Source organism: Aquabacter cavernae (genome assembly GCF_003993795.1).
GTDB classification, from domain to species: Bacteria; Pseudomonadota; Alphaproteobacteria; order Rhizobiales; family Xanthobacteraceae; genus Aquabacter; species Aquabacter cavernae.
The window spans coordinates 355305-371318 of the sequence record NZ_RWKV01000017.1; the positions used below are offsets into that span (position 1 = coordinate 355305).

Consider the following 16014-nt stretch of genomic DNA (forward strand, 5'->3'; position numbering starts at 1 on the left):
AGGATCATTCCCTAACGGCCGGTGTGATGCGGCACAGGCGGCTTCCCGTCTCCCACGGTGGTCCCAGGACCGCCGGCGGGTGCCGCTTCTATCCGGCCCGACAAGAAGGACCGAACGGCCGGAGCGTGTGCGCCCGGTGGTCCTCGCCATAAGGGAGCGGAGATATCGTCATGACAGTGCGCCAGCTTTTGCAGAAGAAGTCCGGTTCCCTCGTCACCATCTCTCCCGACGCCCCCCTCACCGAGGCGGTGAGCAGCCTTGCGGGACACAGGATCGGCGCCATCGTCGCGGTCTCGCCCACGGGACGCCTGGAAGGCATCCTCTCCGAGCGTGACGTGGTGCGCATCCTGGCCGAGAAGGGCACGGACATCCTGTCCTCGCCCGTCTCCTCGGTCATGACCCGCGCCGTGGTCACCTGCACCCCCGACGAGACCGTGCCGGTCATCATGGAGCGCATGACCCGCGGGCGGTTCCGCCACGTTCCCGTTGTGGAGAATGACCGGATGATCGGCATCATCTCCATCGGCGACGTGGTGAAACACCGCGTGGAGGAAATGGAGCGCGAGAGCGCGGAACTGCGCGACTACATCATGACTGCCTGAGAGCAGGCACAGCCCGCCGAGCGTTTCGCCGATCGGGCGCCAACGGATCGACCTTCAAGCGGTCTTTTATGGAACAGCGTCATGGCCGGGCTTGTCCCGGCCATCCACGGGGTTCCGCTGGGTGCACGCTCGACCCACAGGCGTGGATACCCGGGACAAGCCCGGGCATGACGGGCCGTGAGAGGCGCGAAGCCGTCCGTGGAGCGGATGCCGGCCGGGCGTTAGCCGAGGGCGGTGATGGAGGCCTTGATGTCCTCCATCATCCGCTCGGTGGCCTCCATGCCCGCCTCCATGGCCTCTCCGGCCCGGTGGAAGTCGAACAGGCCGATCTTGCCCAGCTTGGGCGAGACCAGCACGTCCGGCGGATCACCCGCGAGGCGCGAACGCGCGATGCGGTCCTGCATCACGTTGAAGGCGTCGATCATGACCCCCGACAGCGCGCGCGGGCCGGTGGCGGCAGCGCCCGTCAGCGGCGTTCCCCGCAGCAGGCGGTCGGGCCGGAGCATGCGGGCGAGCCCCATGGGGCGGCGCATGGCGACGACGGGCTCCTCCTCTTCCAGCAGCGGCCCCCCGTGATCCTGGATCACGGTGCCGCGCCCGAACACCTCTGAATTGAGATTGACCGCGATCACCACCCGCCCCCCCAGCGCACGGGCGGCGGAGACGGGAATGGGGTTCACCAGCGCCCCGTCCATGAGCCAGCGCCCGCTCACATGGGCCGGGGTGAAAATGCCCGGCAGGCAATAGGAGGCATGGATCGCCTCCGACAGCAGGCCGCGCGTCAGCCAGATTTCGTGCCCGGTACCCAGCTCCGTGGCGATGGCGCCGAAGGTGACCGGCAATTGCTCGATATCCACGCCGCTCAGCTCATTGGCCAGGCGGTCGGAGAGGCGCTTGCCGCTGATGAGGCCGGGGCCGCGAAACACCGGGTCGATATAGCGCAGGATGCCGCGCTTGGTGAGGTGCCGCGCCCAGTCCTCCAGCGCGTCCAGCTTGCCCGCCGCCCACAGGCCGCCCACCACGGCGCCGATGGAGGTGCCCGCGATGATGCTGGGCCGCAAACCGTGGCGCTCCAGCACGCGCAGCACGCCGATATGGGCAAAGCCCCGCGCCGCCCCCCCGCCCAGGGCCAGCGCGACGGAGGGACGATGGGGCGTGGGCTCCGGTGGCGGCGGAACGGGGCCGTCCCCCTCGGGTGCGATGGCCTGCCCGCCGCCCGAGAGATCCGCCGCCCGGCCGAAGAATGAGAAACCCTGCATCATGCACGCCTCCGCGCCGCATCGGGTGCCGCGAGGCGAAAGCCGGGGGCACCCGGAGTGCGTTCGCGCGCCGATGGCAGCACGCCCGTGCTCCAAACGCCCCGCGAACCGCGCTCCCACTGCTTTAAGACCGTTTTCCCGACCCGGTTGTTCCAACCGGACAAGATCAAGCCTTAGCAGCGAACGTGCCTGTTTTTGGTGACGGAAGCGTGGCCGGGCTCTCAGCCCTTGCCATAGACCTTCGCAGGGTCGAAGCGCGGGGTATCTCCGGTGAAGGAGAGACGGGCCTCGGCGGCGGGCACGCCCACGGGAATCCGGCGATAGAAGCAGGAGCGGCGCCCCGTGTGGCAGGCCGCGCCCGTGCCGCCCATCTCCACCTTCATGACCACCGCGTCCTGGTCGCAATCCACCAGCAGGTCCACCACCTTCTGGGTATGGCCGGAGCTTTCGCCCTTCTTCCACAGCGCCTTGCGGGAGCGGCTGTAATAATGGGCCTCGCCGGTCTCGATGGTTCGGGCAAGCGCCTCGGCATTCATATGGGCGAGCATGAGCACGTCGCCGCTGGCCGCATCCACCGCGATGGCGGTGATGAGCCCGGCCGCGTCGAAGCGCGGCGCGAGGCGCGTGCCCTCTTCCAGCTCATGGTGATCGGCGGCCGCGCCGAAGGAAGTGACGTCGCTCATGACATGCAAGCTCGCAGTGGACGGGCTCAGCGCCCGCGCACCATGGAGATGAAGCGCACCTGCTCGGCCGGGTCGTCGCGGAACGCGCCGGTGAACTGGCTGGTGAGGGTGGTGACCCCGGCCTTGGCGATGCCGCGCATGGACATGCACATATGCTCCGCCTCGATCATCAGGGCGATGCCGCGCGGCTTCAGCGTCTCGTCCAGGGCGCGCACGATCTGCGAGGTCAAATGCTCCTGGGTCTGCAGGCGGCGGGCATAGACATCCACCACCCGCGCGATCTTGGAGAGGCCGACCACCCGGTCCACCGGGAAATAGGCCACATGGGCCTTGCCCACGAACGGCACCATGTGGTGCTCGCAATGGGAATAGAAGGGGATGTCGCGCATCAGCACGAAGTCATCAAAAGTGCCGATCTCGCCGAAGGTGCGGTCGAGGATTTCCTCCGCATCGTGCCCGTAGCCGGCATACAGCTCGTCATAGGCGCGGATGACCCGGCGCGGGGTATCCTCCAGACCCTCGCGGGTCACGTCCTCGCCGATATAGGCGATGAGGGTGCGGATGGCGTCTTCCGCCTCCGCGCGGCTGGGGCGGCGGGTCGGCACAGCCTCGCCCGCCTGCGGCTCCGTTACCGCTGCATTCATTTTCAAACTCGTCACAACCGCGTCCATGCCCAACTCCGTCCGACCCGCCTTCCGGCGGGGAGTGTCACCGGCGTCGGCTTCGATAAGCGCGGAGCGATCCGGCCCGCACCCCGCCGGGGGTGCACATGCCGGAGCCCGACGCTTGCCGTTCAAGCCTATGGGAACATCCGGGCGCAGCCTCTTTTGCCGCGCCGTCCGTCCCTTATATAAGAGGGACATAGCGCGCGGCAAATGCGCGAATTGCCGACCACCGCAGTGCGGGACGCATGGCGCTCGCCGGAAACACCGGCGAGAGGCCGATGGAACCGGCAAGCGGGACAAGCACGTGGGACAGGGACCGGAACGTCCGCGATGATCAACGAGATGTACAATACCCGCATCCTGGCCTTCGCCGCCGACATCCCCCGGCTTGGCCGCCTCGATGCGCCGGATGCAACCGCAACCGCCCATTCGCGCCTGTGCGGCTCCACCGTCACCGTGGACCTGAAGGTGGCGGACGGCCGGGTCAGCGACTTCGCCCATGAGGTGCGCGCCTGCGCGCTCGGGCAGGCCTCCTCTTCCATCATGGGCCATCTGGTGGTGGGCTCCACCATTGAGGAATTGCGGGCGGTGCGCGAGGAGATGCGCCGCATGCTGAAGGAGAACGGCACGCCGCCCGGCGGGCGCTGGGCGGATCTCGCCGTTCTGGAGCCGGTGCGGGACTTCAAAATGCGCCACGCCTCCACCCTGCTCACCTTCGATGCGGTTGTGGACGCGCTCGACCAGATCGACGCCCGCGCGACGACGCTCGCCGCCGCGCAGACCTGATCAGCGCGCCGGAGCCGGGCTCGCGGCGGGAAGCGCGGGCGCGAGCGGCGGCGCGGCCACCTGCGGAAGCTCCGGCAGGCCGAGAAGCCCGCGCAGTTCCGTGCGGGCGGCCGCGAAGTCGGTCTGGAATTTGGGGCTGTTCATCATCACCGCGATGATGGCGATGCCCGCCTGGCGCCCTGCCTCCACGTCGCTGGGATAATGGACGCCCGCAATGGCGCGCTCGAAGCCGAACTGGATGCCGCGCGCGAACAGGGCCTCGGCCTTTTCCGGCAGCATCTGGGCCAGAAGGATGGCGGTTTCCATGCCGAAGGCGGCATGGCCGGAGGGATAGGAGAAGGTGGCCTCGGGCGGCACCGCCACCTTCACCTCGGGAAAGGCGAGATAGGGCCGCGTGCGCTTCCAGTGGTTCTTGGCCAGCGCCATGATGGCGGCGGCATCGGAGCCCACCTTGTCGAAGACGGCATTGGCCACCGGCGCGCGGGCCGGCGACAGGTCCGTGCCCGTGACCTCGGAGAAGCGGGAGAGGGTGCGCGGCACGTCCGCATTGGCCATGGCCACCATTTCAGGCGTCCGTACCGCCTGGAGGTCCAGGAGCACGCGCACATCCTCGCGGGTGATGGCGGAATCGGGCGCGGGCGCCGGGGCGAGAAGCGTGGTGAGATCGATGTCGGCGGGGCCGATATAAGAGGGGTCCGCCGCGTGCGCCCCGCACAGGGATAGAACGAGGACGACGAACGCGAATGCAGCGCGACCCATGTGACGAGCCCCCCGGTACCGATGGCGTGAGCCCGGTCATGGCATCGTTCGCCGACTGCAAGCAAGGGCACAAGCGCGCGCCCGGCCCCCTCGCCCGCCTGCCGCGCCTGCTGCTGCGCGCGCCCATCCTTTTCTACCGCTACACCCTGTCCTCCTTCATGGGGCGGCAATGCCGCTATCTGCCCACCTGCTCGGACTATGCGGACCAGGCCATCTCCCGGCACGGGGCCTGGGCGGGGGGCTGGATGGCGGGGGCGCGCATCTGCCGCTGCCATCCCTGGGGCGGGCACGGCTTCGACCCGGTGCCGGACACGACGCCCGCCGAGGCGCGCTGGAACCGGCCGTGGCGCTACGGCGACTGGCGCGGCCCGCGGGACACGGGATAGAACCCACCATCAAGGAGGAGGCGATCGGGGATGACGGTGGTGGAGACACACAAGCCGGCGCGGACGATGATGCAGCGGCTGAAGCATCACCTCTACAGCCATTTCTACATCAAGATGACCGTGGTCATGCTGGTGTCGATCCTGATCTTCCCCGCCATCCATAAGATCCATGCGGGCGTCGCGGCCATCGTCATGGTGGATGTGGTCATGATGATGATGACCATGCAGATGGTCACGTTCGCCTCCCGGCAACGGCAGCTCCGGCGCCTGATGCTGATCTTCTGCGGCGTCGGCGCGATCATTTTCGACATCTATACGGCTCTGCAGCCGAACGAGTTTTCCATCATCCTGTCGTCCGCGTTCTTCTGCGTGTTTTATGCCTACGCCATCTACAGCATGCTGAGATACGTGCTGCTGCCGGGCCGCATCACGCTGGACCGCCTCTTCGCGTCGCTCACCGCCTATATGACCATGGCGCTGTTCTGGGCGCTGATCTATCGCATCCTCTTCGTTTTCGACCCCACCTCCTTCCGCTTCGACAGCAGCATCCAGCGGTCCGAGGTGCCGTTCTTCGATTTCATCTATTTCAGCTATGCCACCATCACCACCACCGGCTATGGCGACATCGTCCCGAACACCCATCAGGTGCAGTCCTTCGCCATCGTGGAGCAGATGGTGGGGGTGCTCTATGTGGCGATCCTCGTGGCCCGGCTGACCAATCTCTATACCACCGCCAATGAGGGGCCCTTGGACGAGACGCGCGCCTGAGAACCTGCAAGCCCCGCGCGGGGCTGCGGCTTTACGAGCGCGGGGCCACGGCCTAAAGGAGGCCCGTCAAAAACGCCTACCTGCGTGGTACGCAGGAGTGGGCAGGAGAAAAGCCATGATCCACCTGACCTTCCCCGACGGCGCCGTGCGCGACTATGCCGAGGGGACCTCCGGCGCGGACATCGCCGCCGCCATCTCCAAATCCCTGGCCAAGAAGGCCGTCGCCGTGACCCTGGACGGGGAACTGGCCGACCTTGCCGAGCCCATCACCAAGGATGCGCGCCTGGAGATCGTCACCCGCGACGACCCGCGCGCCCTGGAACTCATCCGCCACGACGCCGCCCATGTGCTGGCGGAGGCGGTGCAGGCGCTCTATCCCGGCACCCAGGTCACCATCGGCCCGGTGATCGAGAACGGGTTCTATTACGACTTCGCCCGCAACGAGCCCTTCACCACCGACGATCTGCCGAAGATCGAGGCGAAGATGAAGGAGATCATCGCCCGCGACCGTCCCTTCACCCGGGAAGTGTGGAGCCGGAACCAGGCCAAGGCCGTGTTCGCCGAGAAGGGCGAGGCGTTCAAGGTGGAACTGGTGGACGCCATCCCCGAGGACCAGGACCTCAAGATCTACAAGCAGGGCGACTGGTTCGACCTGTGCCGCGGCCCCCACATGCCCTCCACGGGCAAGATCGGCACCGCCTTCAAGCTCATGAAGGTGGCGGGCGCCTATTGGCGCGGCGACAGCAACAATCCCATGCTCACCCGCATCTACGGCACCGCCTGGCACGACCAGGCGGCGCTCGATGCCTATCTCCACCGCCTGGAAGAGGCCGAGAAGCGCGACCATCGCCGCCTCGGCCGGGAGATGGACCTCTTTCACTTCCAGGAGGAAGGGCCGGGCACGGTCTTCTGGCACCCCAAGGGCTGGACCCTGTTCCAGAACCTCGTCTCCTACATGCGCCGCCGCCTGAAGGCGGATTATGACGAGGTGAACGCGCCCCAGGTGCTGGACAAGTCCCTGTGGGAGACCTCGGGCCACTGGGGCTGGTACAAGGAGAACATGTTCAAGGTGCAGTCGGCGGGCGACGAGACCGACGACGAGCGCGTGTTCGCGCTCAAGCCCATGAACTGCCCCGGCCATGTGCAGATCTTCAAGCACGGCCTGAAGTCCTATCGCGACCTGCCGCTGCGCCTCGCCGAGTTCGGCGCGGTGCACCGCTATGAGCCCTCCGGCGCGCTGCACGGCCTCATGCGCGTGCGCGGCTTCACCCAGGACGACGCCCACATCTTCTGCACCGAGGAGCAGATGGCGGCCGAGTGCCTGAAGATCAACGATTTGATCCTTTCGACCTATGCCGATTTCGGCTTCGAGAACATCGTGGTGAAGCTCTCCACCCGGCCCGAGAAGCGCGTCGGCTCCGACGCGGTGTGGGACCATGCCGAGGAGGTGATGACCCGCGTGCTCGCGCAGATCGAGGAGCAGTCGGGCGGCAAGATCAAGACCGGCATCCTGCCGGGCGAAGGCGCCTTCTACGGCCCGAAGTTTGAATACACCCTGTCGGACGCCATCGGCCGGGAATGGCAGTGCGGCACCACCCAGGTTGACTTCAACCTGCCGGAGCGGTTCGGCGCCTTCTATGTGGACACGGACGGCAGCAAGAAGACGCCGGTCATGATCCATCGCGCCATCTGCGGCTCCATGGAGCGTTTCACCGGCATCCTGATCGAGCATTTCGCGGGCCATTTCCCGCTCTGGCTCGCGCCGGTGCAGATCGTGTCCACCACCATCACCTCGGAAGCCGACGACTATGCGGCGGAAGTGGCCGCCGCCGCCCGCGCGCTGGACCTGCGGGTGGACCTCGATCTGCGCAACGAGAAGATCAACTACAAGGTCCGCGAGCATTCGCTGGCCAAGGTGCCGGTCATCCTGGTAGCGGGCCGCAAGGAAGCGGCGGAGCGCACCATCTCCATGCGCCGCCTGGGCTCCAACGACCAGACCGTCCTGCCGCTGGACGAGGCCCTGGCCCTGCTGGCGGCGGAAGCGACCCCGCCGGACGTGAAGCGCCGGAACGGCTGACGCCTTAGGCCCGTTGCTCGGAACTGCTCTCGATTTGGCGGCATTTCACGAGCGAGGCCAGCTTCATAAATACGTCATGGCCGGGCTTGTCCCGGCCATCCACGCCCCGCTGTGCAACAGTGAATTGATAGACATGTATATCGGGAATTGCCGGACGGTAATATATTGCGCTCAGTCATTCTTGGAACGCGAGCCGAAACTTCAGAAATTGTCATGACTACGCAATGAGGTGCCAGTGTCGCACCTCATTCAAATCCCGCACCGGTTGTACTACGCTCCCCCATACCACGGCATGGGGTTGGTGATGGCGACGTGTAAGTTGTGCGGCAAGTCCGGTTGGTTTCTGAAGGTCAACGATCTCAGTCTGTGCCAAATTTGCGCACCGGATCACGACATTCACATCAGAGATATCGCAGCAAAATTGAAATATTTTGCTGAGAGCGCAGGCAAGCCAGTAAGCATAAATTATAAAATACAAAATATAATTTCAGCTATTTCTGAATGTAATGAATTAATTAAATTAAAAAAAGAAGGATTACTTCCACACGAAATAGATGCGCTAGGAATTCACAGAGACCTAGATAGCGATTTAAAAAACGCTATTCAGCAACTCATCGCCGATATGTTCTTTGATGCACGAATGAAAGCAAAAGATGCATCGACGGATGCGGGAAAATTGGGCGGATATGCCAAATCCGTTGAGCGCCTCGTTAGTACAATGGGGCTTGTCTCAGATGTGACGAAGCTCGAGCGGGCAATTTTGGATCTTCGTAGCGAACGAGATCTGCTTAAGGTCAAACTTTTGCAAAAGAAGGCGGATGCCTTTGTCGCAAAGGGTAACAACAAAAAGGCAATAGACGTTCTAATCGACGCTCTTATAGAGATGCGCCATGATACGACGCCTGATGGCGATCAGGCAGGCTTGGTTCGGAAAATTGAAAGCCGCATCATCTCGCTTGGTGGATCTCCGCCGATACTCTAAGATCAATCAAAATTCAAGAATTTAGCAAACACAACGGACTTCCATTAAATATCTACTTAGCGGAACCCCGTGGATGGCCGGGACAAGCCCGGCCATGACGCCATTCTAGACTTAGTCATGGGCATTCATGCAGATCATCCCTAACCGGCGCGCCGGATCCACAGCCCCGCCGCCCGGCCAGCCCGCCCCTCAGGACGAGAGCAGGGTCTTGCGGAAACGGATGGCCGCATAGGCGAAGAAGGCGCTGCCCACCGCCAGCAAGGCGAGAAGCTGCGGCCACACGATGCCCAGGCCCGCCCCGCGATAGAGGATGGCCTGGGAGAGCGCCACGAAATGGGGCGCGGGGGAAAGCTGCATCACATATTGCAGCCAGACCGGCATGCTCTCCATGGGCGTGGTGCTGCCCGAGAGAAGGTTCATGATGATGAGCATGGGCATCGCGATGAGGCCGAACTGCGCCATGGAGCTGGAGAAGGTGGCCAGCAGGATGCCGAGTGCCGTCACCGAGAATTGGTAGAGGATGCTCGCCCCCACGAACAAGGCGAGCGAGCCCGCCACCGGCACCCCCAGCAGCCATTGCACCACCACCACCAATGAGAAGGTGGCGGCCGCGACGATGACGAAGCCGTTGGCCCAGATCTTCGCCAGCATGATCTCGATGGGCGTCACGGGCATCACCAGCAGATGCTCGATGGTGCCGTGCTCGCGCTCGCGGATGAGCGCCGCGCCGGTGAGGATGACGGAGAGCATGGTCACGTTGTTGATGACCTGCATCACCGCCGTGAACCAGGAGGATTTCAGGTTCGGATTGAACAGCGCGCGCACCACCACGGAGATATTCTCCTTCGGCGCCAAGGCGGGATAGGTGGCGAGCACCTCGTTCATCACGATGTTCTGGATATAGGAGGCGCCGTTGCCCGCCTGGGACATGGCGGTGGCGTCGATGTTCAGCAGCAGGGTGGGATGGCGCCCGGCGATCACGTCCCGCTCGAACTTGGGCGGGATCTCCAGCACGAAGACATAGCGCCCCGCATCCATGGCCGCATCCACCTCGGTCGCCGCGATCAGCGCGGGCGGCTTGAAGAAGGGGGCGATGAGCGCGTCCCGCAGGCGCGCGGACAGGATGGAGCGGTCCTCGTCCACCACCGCCACCGAGGCATTCTCCACCTCGAACTTGGCGCCCGTGGCCACCGAATAGATGGCGAAGGTGAAGGTGTAGATGATCAGCCCCATGAGGACCGGGTCCGCCTTGAGGCTGTAAAGCTCCTTGATGCCCAGCCGGAACACCCGCATGGCCCGCGCGAGAAGGCCGTGCCGCATGCGTTCGCGGGTGGTCTGGGGCGCGCCGGGTGCCTGCTCCGCCATGTCAGGGGCTCCCATGTCAGGCGCTCCTTTTGCGCAGCGCCACCACGGAGGCGGCGATGAAGGCGATGGCGAACAGGAACAGCACGATGATCTGCGGCCAGAGATCCGCGAAGCCGAGCCCCTTGGCGAACACCCCCACCGTGATGGGCTGATACCAGGCCGCCGGGAAGGCGAGGCCGATGAGGCGCGCGCTGCCGGTGAGCGACGAGACGGGCACCATGAGGCCGGAGAAATTCACCGCCGGGATGATGGCGATGATGGCCGTGGCGAAGATGGCCGCCACCTGGCTGCCCACGAAGGACGAGACGAACAGGCCGAAGCCGGTGGTGGCGAGGATATAAGCGAGCGAGCCCAGCACCAGGGTGGGCACGGAGCCCTTCAGCGGCACGCCGAACAGGAACAGCGTGATAAGCACCAGCGTGACGAAGCTCACCGCCGCGATGCCCACATAGGGCAATTGCTTGCCCAGCAGGAATTCCAGCTTGGTGACCGGCGTGGACTGGAAATTGGCGATGGAGCCGGTTTCCTTCTCCTTCACGATGCCGAGCGCGGTGGTGATGGCGGGGATGAGCACCAGCATGAGCATGATGACGCTGGGCACGATGGCATTGGCGCTCTTGAAGGCCTGATTGTAGAGGAAGCGCTGCTCGATCCCGATGGGGTAGGCTTCCACCGCCCGCCCCTGCTGGCGCAAGGTCTCGTCCGCCACATAGGACTGAGCAAGGCCCGTCACATAGCCCCGCGTGGTCTCGGCGCGGAACGGCATGGCGCCGTCCAGCCACACCCCCACCTCGGGCGTGAGGCCGCGCAGGAGATGCTTGCCGAAGTCCGGCGGCACCTCGATGGCGAGCTTCAGCTCGCCGCTCTGCAGGCGCCGGTCCATCTGGGCGGGAGAGGTGATGGCGGGCTGCTCGTCGAAATAGCGCGAGCCCTGGAAGCTCTCCAGCAATTGGCGGCTCTGGGCGCTCTGGTCCTGGTCATAGGCGGCGAAAGCGAGATGCTCCACGTCGAAGGAGATGCCGTAGCCGAAGGTGATGAGCAGCAGAGCGGGGCCGAGCAGCGCGAAGGTGAGGCGCGCGGGGTCGCGGCGGATCTCCAGCATCTCGCGCCACGCATAGGCCCACAGGCGGCGCGGGTCGAAGCGCTGGGGCGGCCCGCTTGCCGCCGCGACCGCCACGGGCGCTGCCTCGGGCGCGGGGGCGATGGTGGCCACCTGCGCCTGTTCCAGCACGCCGATGAACACATCCTCCAGGCTCGCCCCATTATGGGCCGCCCGCAGCGCGGCGGGTGAATCCACCGCCAGCACCTTGCCCTCATGCATGAGGGAGATGCGGTCGCAGCGCTCCGCCTCGTTCATGAAGTGGGTGGAGAGGAAGATGGTCACCCCCTCCTCCCGCGACAGGCCGATGAGGATGCGCCAGAAGGCGTCGCGGGCGATGGGATCGACGCCGGACGTGGGCTCGTCGAGGATCAGGATCTCCGGGCTGTGGATCAGCGCCACCGCCAATTGCAGGCGCTGGCGCATGCCCAGCGGCAGGCGCTCGGGACGCGCATCCGCCACCTCGGCAAGGTCGAAGCGCGCCAGCATGTCCGCGACGCGCGCCGGGATGTCCTGCGGCGGAAGCTGGAACAGCTGGGCATGCAGCACCAGATTCTGGCGCACCGTCAGCTCGCCATAGAGCGAGAAGGCCTGCGACATGTAGCCGACACGCCGCCGGGTCTCGATGTCCCCGGCGTCCAGCTTCTGGCCGAACAGCCGCGCCTCGCCCTCGCTCGCGGGCAAGAGCCCCGTGAGCATCTTCATGGTGGTGCTCTTGCCCGAGCCGTTGGAGCCGAGGAAGCCGAAAATCTCGCCCCGGCCGATGCGGAAGCTCACATGGTCCACGGCGGTGAAGGCGCCGAAGCGGCGCGTCAGGCCCTCCGCCTCGATGGCGGGCGGGCCGGTGTCCGGCACGCGGGTCGGCACGGTCAGCGGTTCGACGGTGCCTTGCGCCTCCGGCAGCAGGCGCACGAAGGCGGTCTCCAGGCTGTCCGCCCCGGTGCGCGCCTTCAGCTCCGCCGGGGTGCCGGAGGCCACCACCTTGCCGTCATGCATGGCGGCCAGCCAGTCGAAGCGCTCGGCCTCGTCCATATAGGCGGTGGCCACCAGCACGCTCATGCCCGGCCGGTGCGCGCGGATGCGCTCCACCAATTCCCAGAACTGGCGGCGCGAAAGCGGGTCCACGCCCGTGGTGGGTTCGTCCAGGATGACGAGGTCGGGATCGTGGATCAGCGCCGCGCAGATGCCGAGCTTCTGCTTCATGCCGCCGGAGAGCTTGCCCGCCGGGCGGTCGCGGAACGCGGCAAGCCCGGTGGCCGCCAGCAGGTCGTCGATGCGCGCCGCCCGCTCCGCCTTGGGCTGGCCGAACAGGCGGGCGAAGAAGTCCAGATTCTCCTCCACGCTCAGCGTGGGATAGAGGTTCCGCCCGAGCCCCTGGGGCATGTAGGCGACCCGCGCGCAGATGGCGCGGCGATGGGCGGTGGACGCCATGTCCCCGCCGAGCACGCTCACGCTGCCCTGCTGGATGCGCGTGACCCCCGCCGCAAGGCCGAGCACGGTGGACTTGCCCACCCCGTCCGGCCCGATGAGCCCCGCCAGCACCCCGGCGGGCACGGACAGGTCCACGCCGTCGAGGGCATGGACGGCGCCATAGCGATGCACGATCCCGGCAAGCCGGACGGCGGGCTCGCTCATTGCGGCAGCTTCACCGCCAGATTGGCGGGCCAGGGCGTCCGGGCATTGGTGCGCACATAGGCAAGGCCCCGCACGCCCACCTTCACCAGGGCCTCATATTGCTTGAGGAGCGCGGGCGCGATGCGCAGCTTCACGCGGAACATCAGCTTCTCGCGCTCGTCCGTCGTCTCCACCGTCTTCGGCGTGAACTGCGCCTGGGTGGCCACGAAGGAGACCGTGGCGGGCACCACGAGGTCCGGGGCGGGATCGAGCACGATGCGCGCCTCGTCCCCCATGGCGAGGCGCCCCGCCACCCGCGCGGGCAGGAACACGGTCATGTAGACATCGGAGAGGTCCAGCAGCGTGGCGATGGGCGCGCCCGCCGCCACCACCTCGCCCGACTGGACCAGCTTGTATTCCACCCGCCCCCGGCGCGGCGCCACCAGAACCGCGTCCGTGAGCAGGGACTGGATGCGCGCCACGTCCGCCCGCGCTGCATCCGCGGAGGCTTCCGCCGCGTCGAGGCTGGCGGAGGCGGCCCGGTAGCCGGCTTCGGAGGCGTCGAGCTGGCTGCGCCGCTGGTCCTGCTGCTGCACGGTGCCGTAGCCCTTCTGGGCGAGGCTGGAGGCGCGCTCGAATTCCTGGCGGGCGAGGATGCGCTCGCTCTCGCGCTGGGCGATGGCGGCTTCCGCCTCCGCGGCGGCGCGCTCGGCCCGGCGCACCTGCGCCTGCGCACCCAGAAGCTGGGCGTCCAGCTCGGCCGTGTCCATGCGCGCCACCACGGCGCCCTCGTCCACGGTCTGCCCCTCCTGCACCAGCACCTGCGAGACGCGGCCGGCGAACTTGGCGGAGACCAGAACCTGCTCGGCCTCCAGGCGCCCATTGGTGGAGACGATATCCGCCGGCAGGCGCTCGCCCGCGAAATGCTTCCAGATGGCGCGCAAAGCGGCGGCCGGGCCCTTGGGCCCGTCGGGGGCTTCCTGCGGCGGCTGGGATGGGGTGGATTGGGCCGGCTGCGCAGAAGCGACAGAAAGCGGGAGGCAGGGGCCGAGCACCAAAGCGGCACTGGCGAGGCAAAGTCCGATCACGCGGCGCAACAGCTTGCTCCGGTCACTATGATGAACAACGACGCCCTTATCCTGGAGCTTCGCATCGCCCCGGCATTGATGCAAATCATCGGCCCGCCCTCGGGGGATGCCGGGCATTGCCCCCTGCCCGTCCCGCGCGCCATTCTCCCGCCCGCCCTTATCCCCGGAGTGCCCTCGTCCATGCCCGAGCCCCGCGACATCGCCACCTTCCCCTCCTATCGCCTGCCGGCCCTGGACCAGGACTTCCTGCTGGGCGATTCCATGCGCGGGGTGCGCTTCCTGCTGGAATATTCCAAGGCGGAAGAGGCCCTGCGGGCCTGGCAGGTGCGCTCCACCATCGTGGTCTTCGGCTCGGCGCGGGTGCGGGAGAACGGGCCGGGACCGCAGGCCCGCTGGTATGAGGAAGCCCGCCGGTTCGCCCGCATCGCCTCCGAGCGCGGCGGCGCATTGCGGCAGGAGGAGCGCATCCGGGACAATGTGATCGCCACGGGTGGGGGACCGGGCCTCATGGAGGCGGCGAACCGGGGCGCCATGGAGGCGGGGGCGCCGTCCATCGGCTTCAATGTCGCCCTGCCCCACGAGCAGGCGCCGAACGCCTATACCACCCCCGAACTGACCTTCCAGTTCCACTATTTCGCCATGCGCAAGATGCACCTCGCCATGCGCGCCAACGGGCTGGTGGTGTTTCCCGGCGGGTTCGGAACCCTGGACGAATTGTTCGAGATCCTGACCCTGCGCGCCACCGACAAGTCGCCGCCCGTGGCCATCGTGCTGTTCGACGAAGCCTATTGGCGCTCCATCGTGAAGTTCGACGCGCTGGTGGCGCATGGCATGGTCACGCCGGAGGAAGTGGCCCTGTTCCGCTTCGCCGACGACGCCGAAGCCGCCTGGACCGCTTTGGAAGACCAGGGCCTGTGCTCCATCCGGCGATAAGTCGTCGCCGCCTGCCCGGGCGCCGACGCAAGGGGTGTTGATGTCGGCGGACCCGGGGGATTTCACGCCATCCCCAGCCGGGATATGAGGGCGGACCGAAGAATCAAGAAACGGGCGAACGCCATGTCCTCCTCCGACGCCTCCACCTCCGACGCCACCTCCTCCCCGAAAGTTGCCCTTATCACCGGCGCCGCGCGCGGCATCGGGCTCGCCGTCGCCCGCCGCTTCCTGGCCGAAGGCTGGTGCGTCGCGCTCATCGACATTCTGGGCGACCTTCTGGCGGACGCCGCCGCGCGCCTTGAGGCGCCCGAACGGGTGCTGGCACTCCCCTGCGACGTCTCGGAGGCGGCAAGCGTGGCGGCGGCCCTGGAGGCCATCGAGGCCCGCTTCGGACGGCTCGACGCCCTGGTGAACAATGCCGGCGTCGCGGTGTTCAAGCCCATCCTGGAGACCGAGGACGACGAGTGGCGCCGGGTGCTGGAGGTGAACCTGACCGGCCCCTTCCTGTGCACCAAGGCTGCCGTCCCCCTCCTGCGCGCGCAAGGCGGCGGGGCGATCGTCAACATCACGTCCATTTCGGGCCTGCGCGCCTCCACCCTGCGCGCGGCCTATGGCACCAGCAAAGCGGGCCTCGCCCACCTCACCCGGCAATTGGCGGTGGAGCTTGCGGGCTACGGAATCCGGGTCAATGCGGTGGCCCCCGGGCCGGTGGAGACCGCCATGGCGAAGGCCGTGCACTCGCCGGAAATCCGCGCCGACTATCACGACGCCATCCCGCTGGCCCGCTACGGGCTGGAAGAGGAGCTGGCCGAGGCGATCTTCTTCCTGTGCAGCGACCGGGCGAGCTACATTACCGGCCAGGAACTGGCGGTGGATGGCGGCTTCGATGCCGCCGGCATCGGCCTTCCCACCCTGCGCGCCGCCCGCCGCAACACCTGAGGGCCGGAA

The 16014-nt window shown here is 66.7% G+C and carries 15 protein-coding genes; 8 read left to right on the top strand and 7 right to left on the bottom strand.

What is annotated here, in order from left to right; all coding sequences use genetic code 11:
* The first annotated feature begins 170 nt into the window (after positions 1-170).
* Positions 171-602, top strand: coding sequence for a CBS domain-containing protein (locus tag EJJ38_RS19590; protein WP_127092106.1), 432 nt, complete (start codon positions 171-173; stop codon positions 600-602).
* A gap of 221 nt (positions 603-823) precedes the next feature.
* Here EJJ38_RS19590 and EJJ38_RS19595 read toward each other — a convergent pair whose 3' ends face one another.
* The 3 genes from EJJ38_RS19595 to folE all read right to left on the bottom strand — a co-directional run bounded on the left by EJJ38_RS19595 (position 824) and on the right by folE (position 3188).
* Positions 824-1864 (bottom strand): patatin-like phospholipase family protein, encoded by a 1041-nt coding sequence (locus tag EJJ38_RS19595; RefSeq protein ID WP_127092107.1) that lies wholly within the window; start codon positions 1862-1864, stop codon positions 824-826.
* 218 nt (positions 1865-2082) lie between these two features.
* Entirely contained in the window at positions 2083-2544 is a 462-nt protein-coding gene (hisI, locus tag EJJ38_RS19600; RefSeq protein ID WP_127092108.1) for a phosphoribosyl-AMP cyclohydrolase, read from the bottom strand.
* A gap of 26 nt (positions 2545-2570) precedes the next feature.
* A complete protein-coding gene (gene folE / locus EJJ38_RS19605) occupies positions 2571-3188 on the bottom strand; it encodes a GTP cyclohydrolase I FolE (protein WP_245454340.1) in 618 nt (205 codons plus the stop codon).
* A 351-nt stretch (positions 3189-3539) separates the two neighbouring features.
* On the opposite strand from folE, the gene EJJ38_RS19610 reads away from it, so the two are divergent.
* Entirely contained in the window at positions 3540-3995 is a 456-nt protein-coding gene (locus tag EJJ38_RS19610) for an iron-sulfur cluster assembly scaffold protein (RefSeq protein ID WP_127092110.1), read from the top strand.
* Here EJJ38_RS19610 and EJJ38_RS19615 read toward each other — a convergent pair whose 3' ends face one another.
* Positions 3996-4754, bottom strand: a complete 759-nt coding sequence (locus EJJ38_RS19615; protein ID WP_127092111.1) for an acid phosphatase — start codon at positions 4752-4754, stop codon at positions 3996-3998.
* Positions 4755-4792: 38 nt separating this feature from the next.
* Between EJJ38_RS19615 and yidD the strand changes: the two genes are divergently transcribed.
* The 4 genes from yidD (at position 4793) to EJJ38_RS19635 (ending at position 8967) form a co-directional block, all read left to right on the top strand.
* On the top strand, positions 4793-5140 hold the full coding sequence (gene yidD / locus EJJ38_RS19620; RefSeq protein ID WP_127092112.1) for a membrane protein insertion efficiency factor YidD: 348 nt from the start codon (positions 4793-4795) through the stop codon (positions 5138-5140).
* Between the two features lie 30 nt (positions 5141-5170).
* A complete protein-coding gene (locus EJJ38_RS19625; RefSeq protein WP_127092113.1) occupies positions 5171-5908 on the top strand; it encodes a potassium channel family protein in 738 nt (245 codons plus the stop codon).
* Between the two features lie 115 nt (positions 5909-6023).
* On the top strand, positions 6024-7985 hold the full coding sequence (gene thrS, locus EJJ38_RS19630) for a threonine--tRNA ligase (RefSeq protein ID WP_127092114.1): 1962 nt from the start codon (positions 6024-6026) through the stop codon (positions 7983-7985).
* A gap of 235 nt (positions 7986-8220) precedes the next feature.
* Positions 8221-8967 (top strand): hypothetical protein, encoded by a 747-nt coding sequence (locus EJJ38_RS19635; RefSeq protein WP_127092115.1) that lies wholly within the window; start codon positions 8221-8223, stop codon positions 8965-8967.
* Between the two features lie 189 nt (positions 8968-9156).
* Here the strand turns inward: EJJ38_RS19635 and EJJ38_RS19640 are convergent, their stop codons facing one another.
* The 3 genes from EJJ38_RS19640 to EJJ38_RS19650 form a co-directional block, all read right to left on the bottom strand.
* The gene (locus EJJ38_RS19640; RefSeq protein ID WP_127092241.1) at positions 9157-10287 is read right to left on the bottom strand and encodes an ABC transporter permease; all 1131 of its coding nucleotides are present in this window, start codon (positions 10285-10287) and stop codon (positions 9157-9159) included.
* 61 nt (positions 10288-10348) lie between these two features.
* A complete protein-coding gene (rbbA, locus tag EJJ38_RS19645) occupies positions 10349-13066 on the bottom strand; it encodes a ribosome-associated ATPase/putative transporter RbbA (RefSeq protein WP_127092116.1) in 2718 nt (905 codons plus the stop codon).
* The gene (locus tag EJJ38_RS19650; RefSeq protein ID WP_420836899.1) at positions 13063-14145 is read right to left on the bottom strand and encodes an HlyD family secretion protein; all 1083 of its coding nucleotides are present in this window, start codon (positions 14143-14145) and stop codon (positions 13063-13065) included. Before EJJ38_RS19650 ends, rbbA begins: the two co-directional genes overlap by 4 nt.
* Before the next feature lie 168 nt (positions 14146-14313).
* Between EJJ38_RS19650 and EJJ38_RS19655 the strand changes: the two genes are divergently transcribed.
* Both EJJ38_RS19655 and EJJ38_RS19660 read left to right on the top strand, forming a co-directional pair.
* Positions 14314-15066, top strand: a complete 753-nt coding sequence (locus tag EJJ38_RS19655; protein WP_127092118.1) for an LOG family protein — start codon at positions 14314-14316, stop codon at positions 15064-15066.
* Between the two features lie 123 nt (positions 15067-15189).
* Positions 15190-16005, top strand: a complete 816-nt coding sequence (locus tag EJJ38_RS19660) for an SDR family NAD(P)-dependent oxidoreductase (protein WP_127092119.1) — start codon at positions 15190-15192, stop codon at positions 16003-16005.
* Positions 16006-16014 lie beyond the last annotated feature (9 nt).